The following is a 16,451-nucleotide window of genomic DNA, read 5'->3' as shown; positions in this document are numbered from 1 at the left end:
CGGAGATCCGCGCATGTCGCTCCTGACCATCATTCAGAATGTCTGCGCGGAAATCGACCTCGATCCGCCGACGGCTGTCATGTCCTCGGCGGATCCGCAGATCATGCAGCTGCGCATCCTCTCCACCCGTGCCGGCCGCGACCTGATGCGTGAGCATGACTGGTCGACGCTGATGGTGCAGCGGCAATTCGCAACGACGGGCGCCAACCCTGAGCCGGCCGAGCCGCCCGCCGACTGGGACCGTTTTGCTGCCAATTCGAAGATCTGGAATGCCTCGCGCCTCCGGCAGCTGAATGGCCCGGTGGAGCCGCAGACCTGGCAGCGCAACACCATCCTCAATTCGAACCCGGTGCCTGAGATCTGGCGCATGGTCGGCGGCAAGCTCGACATCCACCCGAATGCTGCAGGCGAGACGATGGCTTATGCGTATATTTCCGGCTTCTGGGTGGCGCTGAATGGCGAGGCGACCTATGCCGCAAATTGGGCAAACGATACCGATACCGCCCGTTTCCCCGAAGACCTTCTCGAACTCTCGCTGATCTGGCGCTGGAAGCGGGCCAAGGGGCTCGACTATGGCGAGGAGATCGCCAGTTTCGAGCGATCCAAGGAAGCCGCGATCGGCGCCGATCGGGCGGCAGCGCCCGTCGACCTCTCGCTGCCGGTAAGGGGGCAGGCGCCCGAGAATTATTGGCCCGGCACGATTACGGTGTCCAACCCATGACCCGCAGACCTGTCCCTCAAAACGGGCGCACCCGCCGCGTTTCGCCAGGCAAAGACTGGATCGCGCCGATCGGCGGCTGGCGAACCGATGTCGAGATGGCGGATATGCCTGAAGATGCGGCGTTCCAGCTCGACAATTTCTTTCCGGAAGCCAACCGGGTGCGGGCCCGTTACGGCTTCCTCGCTTTCGCCACCGGCCTTGGCGCCGACGTGCAGACGGTCATTCCCTATTCCGGCGTCGGCAACAGGCTGTTTGCCGCGGCCGGCGACAAGATCTTCGACGTGACGTCGGGCGGCGCCGTCGCTGCACCAGTCGTCTCCGGCATGGCAAGCGCTCATTGGTCGGTGCAGCAATATACCAACCCGGCCGGCCAGGAATTTTTGCGCCTCGTCAACGGCCTCGACACGCCGCTGCTCTTTAACGGCACCGCCTGGACCAACAATTTTCTGGTAGGCACGGCAACGCTCGCCACCCAGAACGTCGGCGTCAGGAACACGGCCTATACGCTGAGTTTCTTCGGCACCGGCTCCGTCACCCTTTCCGGCGCCTTCACCGGCTCGCTGAGCGGCACAGGCGTCGCCAACCGGGTGTCGCTGACCTTCACGCCGGCGGCCGGCACGCTTGTCGTCACCGTCTCGGGAACGGTCACCAATGCGCAGCTTGAAAAGGGTTCGGTCGCGACACCTTACGTCCCCTCGACGATGATCACGGGCATTCCGGACGCCTCGCTGCTGATCGCCGTCACCGCCTATCGCTCGCGCCTCTGGTTCATCGAGAAGAATTCGACCAATGTCTGGTATCTCGCCACCGATGCCGTCAGCGGCGCGGCGACGGTTCTGCCGGTCGGCGGCAACATGAAATATGGCGGCACGCTGATTGCGATCAATGTCTGGACCATCCCCGTTGCGACGGGCCTGCAGCAGTGCCTGGTGCTGATCTCCTCGGAAGGCGAAGTGATCGTCTTCCAGGGGTCCGATCCTTCGAGTGCTTCCAATTGGGGCCTGATCGGCACCTTCAAGCTCGGCCGGCCGCTCGGCACCGATCGATGCCTGCTGTCGGTCGGCGCCGATCTGGCGATCATGACGACGGATGGCATCGTGCCGATCACCAAGGCCGTGCAGCTCGATCGGGGCGCCACCAGCCTCGGGGCGATCACCGCCAAGATCGGCCCGACCTGGCGCGAGACCGTAGCGGCGGCCGGCACGACCTCTGAGGAGTGGCAGCTTTCGAGCTTTCCGGCGCGGCAGATGGCGATCGTCAACCTGCCGTCCTCCTTCGGCCCCTACCAATATGTGATGAACACCGAAACCGGGGCCTGGTGCCGCTTCGTCGGCATGCCCGCCTCCTGCTGGGCGACATGGCAGGACCGGCTGTTCTTCGGGGCGGGCGACGGCACGGTTTATGAGGCCGAGGTCGGCGCCAACGACAATGGCGTGGCGATCGACGCGCTGATGGTCGGCGCCTGGAGCCGCTATGGCGACGGCCTCTCGACCAAGCTCTCGAAGCTGATCGGGGTGACGGCGCAGATCGGGGTTTCCACGCTGATGTATGCCGGCATCTCGGTGGACTACCAGACCAAGATTCCGACAGCGCTTCTGTCCTCGGTCGAAAACAATGCGGCGGCGAAGTGGGGGACGGCGGTCTGGGGTGTCGCGAAATTCCCCGGCATTTCGCTCGTCCGCAAATTCGCCTCCGCCGGCGGTGCGGGTTCGGCCTTGGCGCCGACGATCCGGGCGCTGATCTCGGGCTCGTCCGGCTCCGTCTCCGAAGCCGCCGTGGTCGGCGGCTCGGTGCTTTATGAAAAAGGTACGCCGATTTGATCGTCTCCGAACCACGCGAGCAGATCGCGACCTGGGTCGGCAACAGGATCGGCGTGACCTTCCACCCGCCTTACACCACGCTCGCCCATATCGACCGCGGCCGGATCATCGCCGGCTTCGTCTTCAACGTCTGGACCGAGCATGACGTCGAGGTCTCGCTCGCCGCCGACCGGCTGACGCTGACGCTGATGCGATCGGTCTTTCGCTATGTCGTGCATCAGCTCGGCTGCCGCCGCGCTACCGCAAGGACCCATGCCGACAATGTCGAAGCCCAGAAGGTTCTGGCAAGATTGGGCGCCCGGCTGGAAGGCCGCCAGCAAGCCTATTTCGGCGACTGCGACGCGCTGCTTTACGCAATCATGAAAGAGGATTTTCCCTATGGTCTCCACGCCGAAGGCCCCGAAGGCGCCTGATCCGACACAGACCGCAGCGGCACAGACGGCCACCAACGTCGACACCGCCATCGCCAATGCGGGGCTCAGCCACACCAATCAGTATACGCCGGATGGTTCGCTGGAATACAAAACCACCGGCTATCAGACGATGACCGACCAGAACGGCAAGACCTATCGGCTGCCGACCTATTCGGCCTATCAGACCTATTCGCCCGAGAACCAGGCGATCTACGACCAGACGCAGCAGACGCAGCTCGGCCTTGCCAGGCTCGCCAACGACCAGACCGGCAAGATTTCGGGCGTTCTTGGCACCAATGTCGATCTCAGCGCCGGCAATGTCGACAAATATGTCAACGATCACTGGCAGTCCGGCTTCAACAACCAGTGGGACCGCGATCAGGCGAGCCTCGATCAGAGCCTTGCCGACAAGGGCATCTCGATGGGCTCGGCCGCCTATGACAATGCGCTGCGCGATTTTTCGACGCGCAAGCAGGCCGCATCCGACCAGTATCTCGGCGACATGTATTCGAATGCCCAGAATTCGATCCTGGCCGAGCGAAACCAGCCGCTGAACGAGATTTCGGCGCTGATGTCGGGCTCGCAGGTCCACCAGCCGAGCTATGTCAACACGCCGACGACGCAACTGCCGACCGTCGACCAGGCTGGGCTGATCAACGAGAATTTCAATCAGAAGATGGGTCTCTACAATCAGCAGCTCGCCCAGTCGAACGCCGCCATGGGCGGCCTGTTCGGCCTCGGCGGCTCGCTGCTGGGCGGCTGGGCGAAATCCGACCGGCGGCTGAAGGAAGACATCAAACGCGTCGGCACGCTGGACAATGGCCTGCCGGTCTACGCCTTCCGCTACAAGGACGGCGGCCCGACGCAGATCGGCCTGATGTCCGACGATGTCAGAGAAATCCATCCGGACGCCGTGTCCGAACACGCCGACGGCTTCGACCGCGTCTCTTACGAAAGGGCAGTAGGCTGATGGGATTCATCTTCGGCGGCGATACCGGCAAGACACAGGGCAACATCAGCGACCAGCGCAAGCGGCTGGCCTACGCCATGCTGCAGCAGGGCATGGACACGAGCCCGGTGCAATCCCCGTGGCAAGGGGCGGCGCGGCTGGCGCAGGCGCTGATGGGCGGCCTGGCGATCAGGCAGCAGGAGAAACGTGCAGGTGCGGCTGAAGGTCTCGCCGCATCGAAGAACGCGTCTACCACCTCGTCTGCGGTTTCGCCCGACGAAGCATTCAACGCGAACACTACACAATATCGAGATATCGTTGAGCGCGACGAGCTCAACCCGACCGATGTCGTTCCCGATTTTGGAACATCTGCACAACCGAACGCGCTAACTCCGCCGGTCGCCGCCTCGGTCGCTCCGAGACAGCGGGCAGCCCCTATCGCTCTTGCTGGAACCACAACGCCTTCAACCATGCGCAAAACATCGAACGGCACCACATGGAGCATTGAACAGTAATGGCGACAATCTTGGTTAATGGTCAGCAGTTAACGGTCGACGACAGCTTTTTGAGCCTCTCTCCGGACGACCAGAATTTTCTAGTTGACGAGTTATCGCGGCGCCTCCCCCCGCCTGTAGATAGCCTCCCTCCACCTGTAGATAAGAGTCATATCGGACAGCTTTGGCCAATCAGCCGGGACGCCGACGGGAACAGATATTTCGATAGCGACGCCGGCATTCTGGGAGCGCTAAAACGCTCCGTCATGCTTCCGGGTGACGTCTACAGCGGCAAAGTGCAGATGAATGGCCCAGATGGCAGAATAAGCCCAGAGGCGATTGGTCGTTCGTTGGAGTTTGCGTCGACTTTCATCCCGGCATCGCCGGGGCTCCGCGCAGGAGAGGGGCTAGTCCCAGGATTGAGCAAGAGCCTGCGAAGGCCAAATAGCGTAGAGCCGCCATCTAGCAACGCTCTTTATGCCGAGGCAGAACGCAATTTCGAGGCGATGCGAAACAGTGGTGTTGATTACTCCTCCGATGCCGTTAAAACAATGGCAGAGGCAGTTCAATCGAAGCTCGAGAAAGAAGGTTTTGACCCAGAGCTCGCCGGAAAGACTCACAAGATTCTCGCAAAACTCTTTAACCCTCCGGAAAACAGCTTGGCGAGCATCGAGGGGTTAGACTCAGCCCGCAAGACGTTCGGAAAAATAGTCCAATACGTCAAAGAACCGAACGATCAAGCTGCTGCGTCCCGCGTTATTCGAGAGTTGGACGAGTTCATTGGTGCCGGCGATCCGGCGACCGTCGTGGCTGGAAAGGCGACTGACGCAGCCGACGCGCTCAAGGCAGCAAGTGGTAATTTCGCAGCCGCAAAGCGTTCCGATATTGTGAACGGTATCGACAGATCCCCAGATTTCCGCGCTGTACCAAACACTTCCGCTACAAATACTGTAGATGTGATTCGTCAACGCGCCGCCTCAACCCTTCTTCAGGACAAGGAGATATTCCGTTTTTCTCCCGAGGAAATAGAAGCGCTCAAAACTATTGCCGGGGGAAGCGCGGCCCAAAACGTCACGCGCCGCATAGGAAAATTTTTGGAGGGCGGAAGTGGTCTCGCTCGGATGCTGAGCACGGCAGCGGGCGGCGCCGCTGGAGCGGCGGCGAGCAGCACCGGTGGCGCCGGCGCCGCCGCCAGCGGCGCGGCTGTGGGGGCATTGGTCCCGACAGTCTTGGGCCAAGGCAGCAAGGAACTGTCCAACATTCTGACATCGCGGGCGCTGTCTTCCGTTGATCGAATGGTTCGGCAACGTTCTCCGCTTTATCAGGCCACGCTGAATGCCGCCCCCAAGGAAGTCGTCCGCCAACCGATGGCGGAGGCACTCATACGGGCTCTATTGCTTTCTCGACAGAAGCAAGATGGCGGTGACCCATGGATATGAACTTCCGCTCCGTTGCTTGCTCGGAAGCAGCAAAAATAGCGGTGGTGGCTGGTGAGCTATCCCCGCAGATCGTCCCACAAAATGGCAACCCCTAGTGCCATCACGCTTATCGGTATGGCCCAGATGATCAATTTGACGGGTTGGCCGGCGTACAGGAACATGTAAGCGGCCGCTGATGCTCCGCCAATGGCCATCATCGCCCCCAGTGTCATGGATATGAATTTCCTCATTAAAAATCCTTCCTGGAAGCTTGCGGGCCTGAGGGGTACATGATGTCAGTGGTTATCAAGGACGATCTGGATCCGGATAGCGACCAGCAGCAATGTTGCCAGCGTGATCATCAGGCCGAGGGTGGCGCCGGGCAGGCAGGTGGTGCCGTTGAAATAAAGTCCCTCGCAATTAACCCGCACCTGCTTCCATATAAAAAAACAGGCCGGCCCTGCCGTCAAAGCGCCGGCGAGAAACATGGTCAACTCGATCGGAAACTGATCGACCACCCAGCTGGCGGGGCCCGTCCTGAGCGGGGACCATGAGGCAAGCGTGACGACCGCGATGAGCATCGCGACGATCTTGATCGCTCTGTGTGACGGTTGGTTCGGCTCGTGATCACTCTCCATGCCGCAACCGATACTATACGATTCGAGGCCTCGCAATTCGCGCGGCCTTTTTCTTTTGGAGAAGGTCAATGCCCAGAAACCCCTCAACCGGCGTCTATTCCAAGCCCGCCGGAACGACACCCTCGGTCGGCCAAGTCATCGACCCCGTGCCGTGGAACGCACTGACCACCGACCTCGGCAACGAAATCACCAACTCGCTGCCGCGCGACGGCTCGGCGCCGATGGTCGCGCCGTTGAAGGCCGCAGGCGGAACGGTGTCCGCGCCGGGCCTCGGCTTCGCTTCGAACCCGCAAACCGGTCTCTATCTCAAGGGTGGCGGGTTGCTGGGGTTCACCCAGAACGGCGTCGACGTCGCCTTCGACAAGGCTTCGGTCTACGCGGCCAAATCGGGTGATTACACAGCGCTTGCGTCGGACGATAACGCTATCCATCGCTTCACCGCGGCAGCCACGCTCACCCTGACCGCAGCCGCAACGCTCGGTGCAAACTGGCACTATGCCGTCATTGCCGATGGCGGCGATGTGACGATTGATCCGAATGGCTCAGAGACGATCGATGGCGCGGCCACGCTCGTCCTCAAGGACGGCTACAGCGTCGAAATCATCTGTTCCGGCGCCGTCTTCTTCACCAACAAGCTCTTCGCCAGGATCCAGAACAAAGCTGACAGTTCGGCTGTCGGCGATTTCGTCGTCGGGCTCATCCTTTCCAATAACGCCGGCAGCCCGAACAGCCATGTTGATTTTGCTGCAGGATCTGCCAGGACGGGATCGAGTTTCGTCTCCAACGCAACCTCGTTGACGAAGCGGGTGACGGGAACATTTGCGGCTGGAACGGGCGCCGGCGGCCTCGACGCCGGCGCGGTGGCAGCAAATGCGACATACTTTGCCTATGCCCTCCGCAAGGACGCAGACCTGTCTTTCGACGTTGTTCTCTCGACATCGGCAACAATCGGCGGCATCACCACGAACCTGCTCACCGGCTATACCATCGTGAAATGCATCGGCGTCGTGCTGACCGATGGAAGCTCGAACATTCGGCCGTTTGTGCTGTATCCGCGTGACGAATATACCTTCGTGACGCCGGTCAAAGACGCTGTCAGTGCCGCTATCTCTACGACTTCGACACTCCTGGCGCTGACATTGCCGAATGGGGTGAAGGTTAAGGCAAAGTTGCGTTTCGAGATCACATCGTCGGTAACGACTAACGCAGCTCTGCTATCCGACCCTGCGCAAGGTGCGCTTGTTGCGGGCGCCAACAATGATGGCGCCAACGTCGGCTCTATCCAGGTAGCGAGCAGTTTTGCATTGGGATCGCAAGAGATATGGACAAATACAAGTCGGCAAATTCGCATGGTATTGGGCGGCTCTACCGGCAGCATCTGGATCTGGAACGATGGCTTCCATTTCCCTTGCGGAAGGAGCTCTTGAATAAGCTCCACTCCTGTGTTTGACATGCTGGCATCACGCCAGGAGCAGAAATGGCACAGGTCGACAAGGCATCATATCGCAATCGAGGCGGCGTAATCCAGCGGCTCGTCACTGCTTATAAACGTTTCCGCTACTTCACCGTCGCCGGCGAAAATCTCGTGGTGAAGCGAAGCGCTGAGTTTCGCCTGGTCGGTCATGCCGTCCTTGAGGTCGGCGATAACGTCACCATCCAAGATCAGTCGTTCTTTCAACTTACAATGCCAGAGCCCAAAGTCTTCATCGGCAACAACACCGTCATCGGCCGGCGCAACATCATCACGGCGAAGAACCGGATATCGATCGGAAATGATGTCCTGATCGGCTCTGATGTACAGATCATCGATCACGGCCACGGCATGAGGCGCGATGTGCCGATTAGGCTTCAGAAGGCTGAGATCGGTACAGTTGAGATCGGTAACGATGTCTGGATAGGCGCCGGAGCGAAGATCCTGATGAACGTCAAAATCGGCAATGGCGCCGTGATTGGAGCGAACGCCGTTGTGATAAGCGACATCCCGGAATATGCAATCGCGGTCGGTTCGCCGGCAAAGGTTGTCAAATATCGTGAATAGCCGTCAGACACGGCTCGTCCGATCGCGCTGACATTCCATGGTCTGACACAGCCAGAACGCGGCTGCGAGATCATCGCGAAAAGCACAGGTCACATAACCTCCGACGAAATCACCAAAGGAGGCAATGAAGTTAGAAGTCGCGAAAGCCGAGCGCATGAACCGAACAATCAAGGATGCCACCGTCAAGATCTACCACTACGACGATCTCGAAAGCCTGAAAGCCCATGTCCTTACCTTCGTCACAGCCTATAGCTGCGCCAAGCACCTCAAGGAATTGCGATGGCGAACGCCCTACCAGGCAATCTGCGATGCCTGGACAAAAGACCCCTCAATCTTCAAAATCAATCCGGACCAGCTCAATTCCGGGACCAAACACCTAAACAAATTGCGGAAGACGCGTCCGATTTCATTGTGGAGGAAAACCGTTGAATCGGTACAGTTCCCACCCAAATCCGTCTTTCAGCAGCAAAGTCGATTCCGGCAACATTCGCGATATGGTTTTTTCCGCCAACGCAAACTTGGCGGCGCCTATGCGCTCGGCCACCAACTGCTGTTTCTCTGTCACCCGGATAAAGTACCGGATGTGATTGCGCTTGATGAAGGCGTCCACATCGTTTTCGGATTCAGGAAAGGTATAAGGCGGCAGCAACCATCCCTTATCTCTGCCTCCCGTATAGGCGGCCGCAAATAAAGTACTACCCGTATCGAATGGTTGAAATACGATCCTCAAATCATTTGCCGCGACATAGCGATAGATGATGTAACCTTCACGCTGGGCTCCCAGAAAATCATCGAGTTTTTGCCGGCCAATAAGCACATCCATCACTCCCTGCTCCATCCAGGAATAGGGTTGGCGTTTGGGCTGGGGGCGAGACATGAATTTGACGGCAGGAAGACAGAACACATAGAGAGTAACGAGCACCACCGCAAACGCAAACAAATGGCCGTTTACGGCCCTCTGTCCTTCCCGCAGACGTGCCGACATTTCGAATAAAATTCCACCCGACTGGGCAGCACTGCTCGTTACAATTTTCTCGGCAATCAAGCTCGCGCCGATATACGCAGTGGAGAAATACAGTAGGTAAGCTGGCGTTGCCCATCGTATGTGGTTGAACATGACGGCGTACCAGATGATGAACATCGCAGCAGTCATCGCGACGAGCAGGAAAATCCTTCTAAATGACACAAGCAACGCACCGACGATAAGGACGAGAGCGACGATCGCATATTGGCGTTGATCCAGAAACCAATAATACAGGATGAAGAAGAAATCGTGCCAGCCTTGGGGGGTCGTCAGATCGGTGACGAAAACCCGGCTTGCCGGATCCATTGCACGGCCGAGTTCAACGCGATAAGCCGCCATCCATTCGTCTGAAAGGCCGGGATGCCCAAAGAAGAAAGGATAGATCGGGTTCCCCAGCACAATAAGATTTTTGACGTACCAGTAGCCAGCAAGGGATAAAAACGCGGTCAGGCAGGTCAAAAAAAGCGAAAGTGGCAGTTTGCCGCGAAAGAACGAAGGCATGAGTGCCAAGCCGATCAATCCAACCATCTGTAGCTCGGTATATTTGCCACCGACTGCCCCACCCAAGAGCAAAGCACAAGAGACGATCTCTGATGGCCTGCGGGTCTCAAGGTAGCGCCAAAGATAAAGGACGGCGGCAACCGAAAAACAGGATCTGGGAAGGTCTGTTAGAGGAACTGCGGCGCCTGGTGTAAAAAAGCCCTGGAACGCGATCAGGAAGAAAACCAGCAATAATCCAGCGGCCCGCCAGCGGTAGGCACAACTTGTGAGTAACAGCAGGAATCCGAGGAAGATCGCCACATTCATCAGACCTGCAGCGACCCAGTGGTCGACGAACAATAATGAACAAGCAAAAAGTACATTGAAGAAAAGCGGTATGTTTCCGTAAAAATTGCTGTTCATCTGCGGCGAGACGAATCCGCCATGGGAAACGATGCTTTGGGCGAGTGGGATCTGAAAAGCCCAAACGTCAGCTGTTCCTGCCGGGAAAGACGCTGTAACCGACATTACCCCAATCAAAGCAATAAATGCAGCTGAGGCTAAAAGCGGGAATGGATTGCCCTTGGCAGTCGCCCGCACGCCCACCGCGGACAAATTGCGCAAATCGCCAAGAATCGCCAGCACATCATCCCGGCGCCAGATCATCAACATGGCAGCAAGGGGCAGCACGACTTCCGCGCGCAACAAATGAAACGCCCCAAGAGCAGTTGCCAAACCGCCGACGAGCGCAAGTCCCGGCAAGACGCCGCTAAGAAGCAGATCCGTTCCGTCACGAAAATAAGGATCAACGCCGCGGTTCAACCGAAGCACAAGCGCACGATGAAGGGTCAGACCGAATAGTAAAATCGCTGCAATGACAAGCCAGGCGGCGAGCACAGTCATGACCGGATGTTCCCCCTAGTGCGTTCCCGCTCATGGGCGGCATCGATGTAAGCTCGCGAACCATCAGATCGGAAATGAAAAACTCAAACAGCAACGACCCGTCACGGCGCGGTCTCAATTCCGATCGTCAAGACCGGATAGTGATCGTTCTCCCTGCCGCCGCGGGCACCGCCCGGCATAAATGAAAAATTTTCCTCTTTGTCAATTGCCAGTAAGGATGGCTCGAAGAGCGGCGTCGTGCGGGCGCTGCCGTGAAGAACATTTCCCATAGTGCGTCCTCTTCCTGACGACCCAGGATCAATGATGCACCATCACACTCAGGGACTACACACCCGTCCTTTTCCGCTCGACGGAAGACCACCACGTATTATTGAACGTCAACTCTCACTCCGTCTCCACGCAGGGGCCGGGTGCCTCGCCAACATTCGGAATCCGGAGCCCACCCCATGCTCGTCCATAACTGGCGCGAGGTGCTGAAGCGTGCCTGGTCGGTGCGGTTGATGGCGCTGGCGCTGCTCTTCATCATCGTTGAGCCGATCTACACCTTCGTCGCCGCCACCTGGGTGTCGCGCAACATCTACATCCAGCTCGCCATGTCGGCGATCACAGGCCTCTTGGCCGTTGCGGCGATCATCGCCCGCATCTTCGTCCAGCAGAAAATCTCAGGAGACTTGAATGGCAAACCGCCTGCAGAAGGGTAGTGCCGCCGCGGCCATGGCCGTGGCGCTCGTCGGAAGTTTTGAGGGGCTGCGTCAGAATGCCTATCCCGATCCCGCGACCGGAGGGCAGCCCTGGACGATCTGCTATGGCAGCACCAATGGTGTGAAGCCGGGGGACCGCAAGACGGTGGAGCAGTGCAAGGCGCTCCTGGCGCTGGAGCTCAGGACCTACTCGGGGGGCATCGAAAGCTGCGTGCGCGTGCCCCTGCCGGATGCCCGGTTCGTGGCGCTGACCTCCTTTGCCTATAATATCGGGGTCAAGGCGGCCTGCGGTTCGAGCGCCATCAAGCTCATCAATGAGGGCAGGGCGGCCGAGGGCTGCGAGTCGCTTTTGAAGTGGAACCGCGCCGCCGGCATCGTCTTTCCGGGCCTGACGCGGCGCCGGCAGAAAGAGCGCCAGTTCTGCCTCGAGGGCATCTGATGTTCTCTATCCTCGACACGCTCAAGATGGGCGCCGGCATCGCCGCCGGCCTGATGCTCTATCACCTCTACGCCGTCTCGATCGGCTATCCCTCGGCGGCAAGGCAGGCGCGCGCCGGCTATGTCCTTGTTGCCGAAAAGAGCGCAGCCGAGGCCCAGGCGGCCGAGATGGAGCGCCAGCGCAATGCGGCGGCTAAGGCCGGCGAAGAGCACCGCAAGCGCCTTGCGGCCGCAGAAGCCGCCGAGCAGGCGGCCAGAGACACACTCGAAACCGAGATCCAATCCTATGAGCTTCAGCTTTCGGAAAAGAACCGCGCTTGCGCTGTCACTGCTGCTGATCGTCAGTGGCTGCTCCGCCACTGAGCGCCTGAACAAGGCGGCGATGACGAAGGGGCAGGCGGCGGCCGGCATCGTCCTGCCGCCATTACCCGATGATCTGCGCCGGCGAGAATCGCATGCGCCTGTCGTCGAGGGCGAGCCTGCCATCGCGATCCTCGCCCGCGAGCGCCAGGCGCTCGACCGCGCCAATGCCCGCCAGGGGCGCACCACTCAATTCTACGACGACCTCACCAGCAGATACGGAACACGCCGATGATGAATGCCATCTCGCTTGCCCTGACGAAGCCGATGGGCGGGGCCCCTGCGATACCCCCGCCATGGGTGCCGGATGCCAGCCGCTATATGCCGGCCGCCACCGGCACCCGCTGGCCGGCGGGTTTCACGCAGACTTACGCGGCCGGCCTGAACTATCAATGTTCGAAGCTGTTCTTCGGTTCGCCCGACTACCCGACCAATGATTTCCTCATCCCCTTTACCGGCTTTGGACTGACCGAGGGTGGCACCGCGCCTCAGGAGACGGTGAACCCGAATGCGAATATCGAGATCGACGAGGTATTCTTCATCCATCCCGATGGCACGGAATATCCGGTGCTTTTCGGTGGGCTTGCAGCCGCGACCGTCACGGCAGCGACGGGCATTGTCTACGGCCAGGTCACGCTTTCCGCGCCTCTGCCGGCCTGGTCCATCTTCGGGATCCGAACTGTCTGGCATGGCTCGGTGGGCAATAGCTATATCGGCGGCTATCGCTGCCAGCGCCACCGCGGGGAGAAATATTGGGCGGCAACCGATCTCGCCTCCGTCCAGGCGCTTGCGGCGGCCAACGCGGCAAGCACCCCGGACCGTGACCCCGATGCCTTCTACAACACGGCCGGCAACGTCTCGAACTCCCAGCCGCTCGCCTATGGCCCCGCCATGGTGCTGGCCAAGGGGTGGGACGGCAGGCCGGTTCCCCTGGTTCTGGCCGATTCCCTGGTGGAGCGGCAGGAGCTTGCCGCTTCGGCCGATGCGCGCCGCAACATGGGTATCTGGCGGCGCTGGCTCGACCAGAGAGATCCCGTCTGGGGAAGCTGCATCCCGCTCGTCATGGGCGTCCCCGGCTCGAAATCGGTCCAGGAGCTGGCCACCTCGGCCACCCTCCGCTGGAATATGATCGATGCCATCGCCACCACCTATAACGGCGGCAAGCCGATCTGGACCTTCGTGCTCGACCAGTCGGGCCGCAACGATAACAACGCGACGGCAAGCACCTGGTCCAACGCCAAGTTCGGCCTCGTGGACCGCGTGAAGACCCGCTATGGGGCAGGCACCCACGTGGTCGGCATCACCCTCATGCCAACCTTCGCCTCCACCGATGCAGGCCGCACCGTGGCAGGCTTCGCGGTCGCGACCCTGTGGAACCCTGTGACCGGCACCCTTGCCACCGTCAACAACAGCATCAAGGCCAGCGCGCGTTACGCCGGGGTCATCGACATGGTGCCGGCCTTCATGTCGGACGCCGACCCGACCAAGGGTCCGGCGGCCGAGCTGTTTCCTCTGGGCAACGTCGTCGGGCACCCCGGCAACCAGGATGGCGTCACCACATGGGACACCATGACGCTGCCCGCTGCGGTGCCTCTGGGATCCCGCATCATCTTCGAATACCAGCCCGGCCTGTGGACCTCGCGCACGCTGATCGGGAGAGCGGACAATGGCGATGGAACGGCGGACTACAAGGTCTCCGAAATCTTCGCCACCAACGTCCAGGACAATGCGACCCTCTTGGCCCACGGCATGAACCTCGACACCAGCTCCTATGTCCACCCCGTGCTCCACGGGGTCCTGCGGACCGTGAGCCGCATTCCCCAGTCGGAAAAGCTGAAATTTTACCCCTAAGCGTGTCGCGCAAAAAAGACGAGGATGCAATCTGAAGGATAGCGGCACGCTTGAGGCAGAGCCGGCGAGCGGAGCCTTCGTCACTTCGGCTCCGGCTGCTGGATGACCGGCGGCGGTGTCTCGCTCTTGCCGCTGCCTTGAATGAACGGCTTGATCACCGGAATGCTCAGGATCGACGCGACCATAACCCCGATGATGATCATCAATAACATTCTCATGGCCTTGCCTCGCGCCATACCGATCGACGCTGTCTTGCGGCATGTAAACTTCTACGCAAAATTCTAGGATTCAACATTCTCCGGTTGAAAACGTTCCATCCCCAGAGGGGAGATAGATGACATCCAATGACGATATTCTCCGCGCTCTCGGGCGCGTCGAGGGAAGGCTGACCGGCATCGAGGACAACGTCGCGCTTCTGCGCAAGGAGGTGAGCGACGAAAAGGTGAGTGCCCACGACAGCCGCGCCGTGCTCCACAAGCGGCTCGACGAGCAGGCCAGGCAGATCGCCCACCTCGACACCAGGATGGCGATCAGCGGCGGTGCGGACGCGCAGATCCGTGAGGAAATCAAAACCCTCAAGGAGACCGTCGAGAAGAACCAGGAGGCAGTCGCGCCGGCGCTTGACGAGTGGAAACGGATGAAGACGATCGGGTACGGGATATCGGGGCTGATCGCCTTTGCGGGGCTGACGATCGGCGGCATCATTGCCTATGCCAGCGACGGCGCGGTGGCAGCACTCAGGCATTGGTTGAAGATCAATTGAACTTCGCCATTTCATCGCGGTGAACGGCCTGGCGCAACGCCAGTGGCCGCCCTACCGCCAGCCGAAACCTGATCAGGGCATGTTGCTGGATGCGATCCCGATGCTGTCCGCCCCTTCATATTTCGCTCGAGGGAATGAACCATTTTGCGGCCCCGGGATCTCGATCAGCCGCTCGTATTCCTGCTCCGGCACGCCGTAGCAGCCGCCTGCGATCTCGATCAGCTTGCTGCGGTCCGTGATGCGGACGTTGCCGCGTGTCGATCTGATGGCGTGCATGCCTTCAAGAATGTGCAGCTCATCGGTGACGCTCGCCCGCCTGACGCCGAGCATCAGCGCCAGGAATTCGTGCGTCAGCGGCAGATCATTGCCGTCGATGCGGTCGTGGCACATGAGCAGCCAGCGGGCCAGCCGCTGATGCATGTTGAATTTTGCCGCTGCCAGCGCGCTGTGGGCAAGCTGCAGTTCGCAGGTATGCACATAGCGCAGCAGCAGCTGCCGCGCCTCGGGATGGTCAAGGATCGGAAGAAAATCCTCCGTTGCCACCTGAAGTCCGTGGCCCGGCACCTGCATGAAGGTCTTGTTCGGCGTTCGCTCGACGCCGAGGACGACCGGGTAGCCGGCGATGCCCTCGCGACCGATGTGGCGAATTTCAACGCTTTTGCCGTCGGCGCTTTCCGCAACCATCGAGGCGAGGCCGCTTTCAAGAAAACAGACATGCTCGATCGGCTGGCGCGGCCGCACGAGCGAACGGTTGACGGGAAGATCGATGGGCTCGAGAAGCGGCGCGAGAAGCTCGAAGGCATCCCTCGGAAAAGAGCGCAACAGCCTGTTCTTCACTCCGCTCTGCATCATCATTGTCATGACTCCAACCGCCTGCTGAATGACAAACGCGAGGTTAATCCCTTGGTTCAGGGATTTCACGTTCTGTGCGGTTTTGACAATTGCAATGACCGACGATGTCCTGGAGAGCCGCAGCGCGACACGAGCCAATCTCCTGCAGCGCGTTGCCCGCTGCCGCGCGTTTAGGTGATTTAGTCCAGGCGGATAGCGGATCGGAAGGGGACTGTCGCGACCAGCGAGCCGTCCTCAGTCATGATCTCGAACGCGCCTCCGTCTGCCGGATTGCCGGTACGGATCCTCTCTGCAACGATCTCGCGGGCGGAAAGGGTTGCTTCCTCGCAAGCAAGTTCAGGTGAAGCGAGGTCAATGCCTTCCGAATCTTCCTCGAAGACATCATTCCTGCGGACGTGGAAAAAATATCTTGGCAATTTGTGTTCCTCCATCAATTGAGATGGCCCGCCTAACTCCGCGCGCGACAAATTGTTCCTCCCGATCTTCAGACGAGTTCCACCGCAGGGCACAGAGCGTTGTTACAAAAAACGCCCCACCAAAGCGGGGCGAGTTTGGTTTTCTTGGGAGTTGGTGGGCCGCACGGAGAAA

General features: G+C 59.9%; 20 protein-coding genes and 1 pseudogene. 15 read left to right on the top strand and 6 right to left on the bottom strand.

Going from position 1 to position 16,451, the window contains the following annotated elements; translation table 11 throughout:
* Positions 1 to 13: 13 nt before the first annotated feature.
* The 6 genes from HFO99_RS24930 to HFO99_RS24905 are packed head-to-tail and all read left to right on the top strand — an operon-like array spanning position 14 to position 5,836.
* Entirely contained in the window at positions 14 to 721 is a 708-nt protein-coding gene (locus HFO99_RS24930; RefSeq protein WP_222336264.1) for a hypothetical protein, read from the top strand.
* A complete protein-coding gene (locus HFO99_RS24925) occupies positions 718 to 2,541 on the top strand; it encodes a hypothetical protein (protein ID WP_222364211.1) in 1,824 nt (607 codons plus the stop codon). The genes HFO99_RS24930 and HFO99_RS24925 overlap by 4 nt, the downstream gene beginning before the upstream one ends.
* Positions 2,538 to 2,954 carry a GNAT family N-acetyltransferase gene (locus HFO99_RS24920; protein ID WP_222364209.1) on the top strand — a complete coding sequence of 139 codons (417 nt, stop codon included), beginning with the start codon at positions 2,538 to 2,540 and terminating at the stop codon, positions 2,952 to 2,954. Before HFO99_RS24925 ends, HFO99_RS24920 begins: the two co-directional genes overlap by 4 nt.
* Entirely contained in the window at positions 2,920 to 3,924 is a 1,005-nt protein-coding gene (locus HFO99_RS24915; RefSeq protein WP_222364208.1) for a tail fiber domain-containing protein, read from the top strand. The genes HFO99_RS24920 and HFO99_RS24915 overlap by 35 nt, the downstream gene beginning before the upstream one ends.
* Positions 3,924 to 4,418: a hypothetical protein gene (locus HFO99_RS33625; RefSeq protein ID WP_226307172.1), complete on the top strand. Its 495-nt coding sequence runs from the start codon at positions 3,924 to 3,926 to the stop codon at positions 4,416 to 4,418. Before HFO99_RS24915 ends, HFO99_RS33625 begins: the two co-directional genes overlap by 1 nt.
* A complete protein-coding gene (locus tag HFO99_RS24905) occupies positions 4,418 to 5,836 on the top strand; it encodes a hypothetical protein (RefSeq protein WP_130689527.1) in 1,419 nt (472 codons plus the stop codon). Before HFO99_RS33625 ends, HFO99_RS24905 begins: the two co-directional genes overlap by 1 nt.
* 275 nt (positions 5,837 to 6,111) lie before the next feature.
* Here the strand turns inward: HFO99_RS24905 and HFO99_RS24900 are convergent, their stop codons facing one another.
* Entirely contained in the window at positions 6,112 to 6,522 is a 411-nt protein-coding gene (locus tag HFO99_RS24900; protein WP_261323314.1) for a hypothetical protein, read from the bottom strand.
* On the opposite strand from HFO99_RS24900, the gene HFO99_RS24895 reads away from it, so the two are divergent.
* The 3 genes and pseudogenes from HFO99_RS24895 to HFO99_RS24885 form a co-directional block, all read left to right on the top strand.
* Positions 6,522 to 7,880, top strand: coding sequence for a hypothetical protein (locus HFO99_RS24895; RefSeq protein ID WP_222364205.1), 1,359 nt, complete (start codon positions 6,522 to 6,524; stop codon positions 7,878 to 7,880). The two genes, HFO99_RS24900 and HFO99_RS24895, sit on opposite strands and share 1 nt — an antisense overlap.
* Positions 7,881 to 7,930: 50 nt before the next feature.
* Entirely contained in the window at positions 7,931 to 8,491 is a 561-nt protein-coding gene (locus tag HFO99_RS24890) for an acyltransferase (RefSeq protein ID WP_222364204.1), read from the top strand.
* Between the two features lie 142 nt (positions 8,492 to 8,633).
* A pseudogene (locus HFO99_RS24885) lies at positions 8,634 to 8,871 on the top strand (IS481 family transposase); the annotation flags it as partial.
* Between the two features lie 26 nt (positions 8,872 to 8,897).
* Here the strand turns inward: HFO99_RS24885 and HFO99_RS24880 are convergent.
* Positions 8,898 to 10,898 carry a hypothetical protein gene (locus tag HFO99_RS24880; protein WP_222364202.1) on the bottom strand — a complete coding sequence of 667 codons (2,001 nt, stop codon included), beginning with the start codon at positions 10,896 to 10,898 and terminating at the stop codon, positions 8,898 to 8,900.
* A gap of 101 nt (positions 10,899 to 10,999) precedes the next feature.
* Complete coding sequence (locus HFO99_RS24875; protein WP_222364201.1) at positions 11,000 to 11,167, bottom strand: hypothetical protein; 168 nt, start codon at positions 11,165 to 11,167, stop codon at positions 11,000 to 11,002.
* 177 nt (positions 11,168 to 11,344) lie between these two features.
* Between HFO99_RS24875 and HFO99_RS24870 the strand changes: the two genes are divergently transcribed.
* Genes HFO99_RS24870 through HFO99_RS24850 form a run of 5 tightly spaced genes read left to right on the top strand, consistent with a single transcriptional unit; the run spans position 11,345 to position 14,248 of the window.
* Positions 11,345 to 11,599, top strand: a complete 255-nt coding sequence (locus HFO99_RS24870; RefSeq protein ID WP_222364199.1) for a hypothetical protein — start codon at positions 11,345 to 11,347, stop codon at positions 11,597 to 11,599.
* A complete protein-coding gene (locus HFO99_RS24865; protein ID WP_222364197.1) occupies positions 11,574 to 12,038 on the top strand; it encodes a lysozyme in 465 nt (154 codons plus the stop codon). Before HFO99_RS24870 ends, HFO99_RS24865 begins: the two co-directional genes overlap by 26 nt.
* Positions 12,038 to 12,400, top strand: coding sequence for a hypothetical protein (locus HFO99_RS24860; RefSeq protein WP_222364194.1), 363 nt, complete (start codon positions 12,038 to 12,040; stop codon positions 12,398 to 12,400). Before HFO99_RS24865 ends, HFO99_RS24860 begins: the two co-directional genes overlap by 1 nt.
* Positions 12,401 to 12,419: 19 nt before the next feature.
* On the top strand, positions 12,420 to 12,632 hold the full coding sequence (locus HFO99_RS24855) for a hypothetical protein (RefSeq protein WP_222364192.1): 213 nt from the start codon (positions 12,420 to 12,422) through the stop codon (positions 12,630 to 12,632).
* On the top strand, positions 12,629 to 14,248 hold the full coding sequence (locus HFO99_RS24850; RefSeq protein ID WP_222364190.1) for a hypothetical protein: 1,620 nt from the start codon (positions 12,629 to 12,631) through the stop codon (positions 14,246 to 14,248). Before HFO99_RS24855 ends, HFO99_RS24850 begins: the two co-directional genes overlap by 4 nt.
* 80 nt (positions 14,249 to 14,328) lie before the next feature.
* On the opposite strand, the gene HFO99_RS33620 is transcribed toward HFO99_RS24850, so the two are convergent.
* Positions 14,329 to 14,454 carry a hypothetical protein gene (locus HFO99_RS33620; protein WP_257785316.1) on the bottom strand — a complete coding sequence of 42 codons (126 nt, stop codon included), beginning with the start codon at positions 14,452 to 14,454 and terminating at the stop codon, positions 14,329 to 14,331.
* Between the two features lie 128 nt (positions 14,455 to 14,582).
* On the opposite strand from HFO99_RS33620, the gene HFO99_RS24845 reads away from it, so the two are divergent.
* Complete coding sequence (locus HFO99_RS24845) at positions 14,583 to 15,011, top strand: DUF1515 domain-containing protein (protein WP_222253790.1); 429 nt, start codon at positions 14,583 to 14,585, stop codon at positions 15,009 to 15,011.
* 72 nt (positions 15,012 to 15,083) lie between these two features.
* Here the strand turns inward: HFO99_RS24845 and HFO99_RS24840 are convergent, their stop codons facing one another.
* Positions 15,084 to 15,872 (bottom strand): Crp/Fnr family transcriptional regulator, encoded by a 789-nt coding sequence (locus HFO99_RS24840; protein WP_222253791.1) that lies wholly within the window; start codon positions 15,870 to 15,872, stop codon positions 15,084 to 15,086.
* 170 nt (positions 15,873 to 16,042) lie between these two features.
* Positions 16,043 to 16,279: a DUF6894 family protein gene (locus tag HFO99_RS24835; RefSeq protein ID WP_409994945.1), complete on the bottom strand. Its 237-nt coding sequence runs from the start codon at positions 16,277 to 16,279 to the stop codon at positions 16,043 to 16,045.
* Between the last annotated feature and the right edge of the window lie 172 nt (positions 16,280 to 16,451).

Source organism: Rhizobium leguminosarum, from assembly GCF_019798305.1.
Taxonomy (GTDB): Bacteria; Pseudomonadota; Alphaproteobacteria; order Rhizobiales; family Rhizobiaceae; genus Rhizobium; species Rhizobium leguminosarum_U.
The sequence above is the reverse complement of the archived record's forward strand: the minus strand, read 5'-3'. Positions and strand labels throughout refer to the sequence as shown.

Coding starts and splice junctions, on each gene's coding strand:
- HFO99_RS24905 (WP_130689527.1), top strand. CDS start 4,418: ATGGCGACAATCTTGGTTAATGGTCAGCAGTTAACGGTCGACGACAGC.
- HFO99_RS24895 (WP_222364205.1), top strand. CDS start 6,522: ATGCCCAGAAACCCCTCAACCGGCGTCTATTCCAAGCCCGCCGGAACG.
- HFO99_RS24890 (WP_222364204.1), top strand. CDS start 7,931: ATGGCACAGGTCGACAAGGCATCATATCGCAATCGAGGCGGCGTAATC.
- HFO99_RS24880 (WP_222364202.1), bottom strand. CDS start 10,898: ATGACTGTGCTCGCCGCCTGGCTTGTCATTGCAGCGATTTTACTATTC.
- HFO99_RS24860 (WP_222364194.1), top strand. CDS start 12,038: ATGTTCTCTATCCTCGACACGCTCAAGATGGGCGCCGGCATCGCCGCC.
- HFO99_RS24915 (WP_222364208.1), top strand. CDS start 2,920: ATGGTCTCCACGCCGAAGGCCCCGAAGGCGCCTGATCCGACACAGACC.
- HFO99_RS24840 (WP_222253791.1), bottom strand. CDS start 15,872: ATGACAATGATGATGCAGAGCGGAGTGAAGAACAGGCTGTTGCGCTCT.
- HFO99_RS24855 (WP_222364192.1), top strand. CDS start 12,420: ATGACGAAGGGGCAGGCGGCGGCCGGCATCGTCCTGCCGCCATTACCC.
- HFO99_RS24925 (WP_222364211.1), top strand. CDS start 718: ATGACCCGCAGACCTGTCCCTCAAAACGGGCGCACCCGCCGCGTTTCG.
- HFO99_RS24930 (WP_222336264.1), top strand. CDS start 14: ATGTCGCTCCTGACCATCATTCAGAATGTCTGCGCGGAAATCGACCTC.
- HFO99_RS33625 (WP_226307172.1), top strand. CDS start 3,924: ATGGGATTCATCTTCGGCGGCGATACCGGCAAGACACAGGGCAACATC.
- HFO99_RS24865 (WP_222364197.1), top strand. CDS start 11,574: ATGGCAAACCGCCTGCAGAAGGGTAGTGCCGCCGCGGCCATGGCCGTG.
- HFO99_RS24875 (WP_222364201.1), bottom strand. CDS start 11,167: ATGGGAAATGTTCTTCACGGCAGCGCCCGCACGACGCCGCTCTTCGAG.
- HFO99_RS24845 (WP_222253790.1), top strand. CDS start 14,583: ATGACATCCAATGACGATATTCTCCGCGCTCTCGGGCGCGTCGAGGGA.
- HFO99_RS24870 (WP_222364199.1), top strand. CDS start 11,345: ATGCTCGTCCATAACTGGCGCGAGGTGCTGAAGCGTGCCTGGTCGGTG.
- HFO99_RS24850 (WP_222364190.1), top strand. CDS start 12,629: ATGATGAATGCCATCTCGCTTGCCCTGACGAAGCCGATGGGCGGGGCC.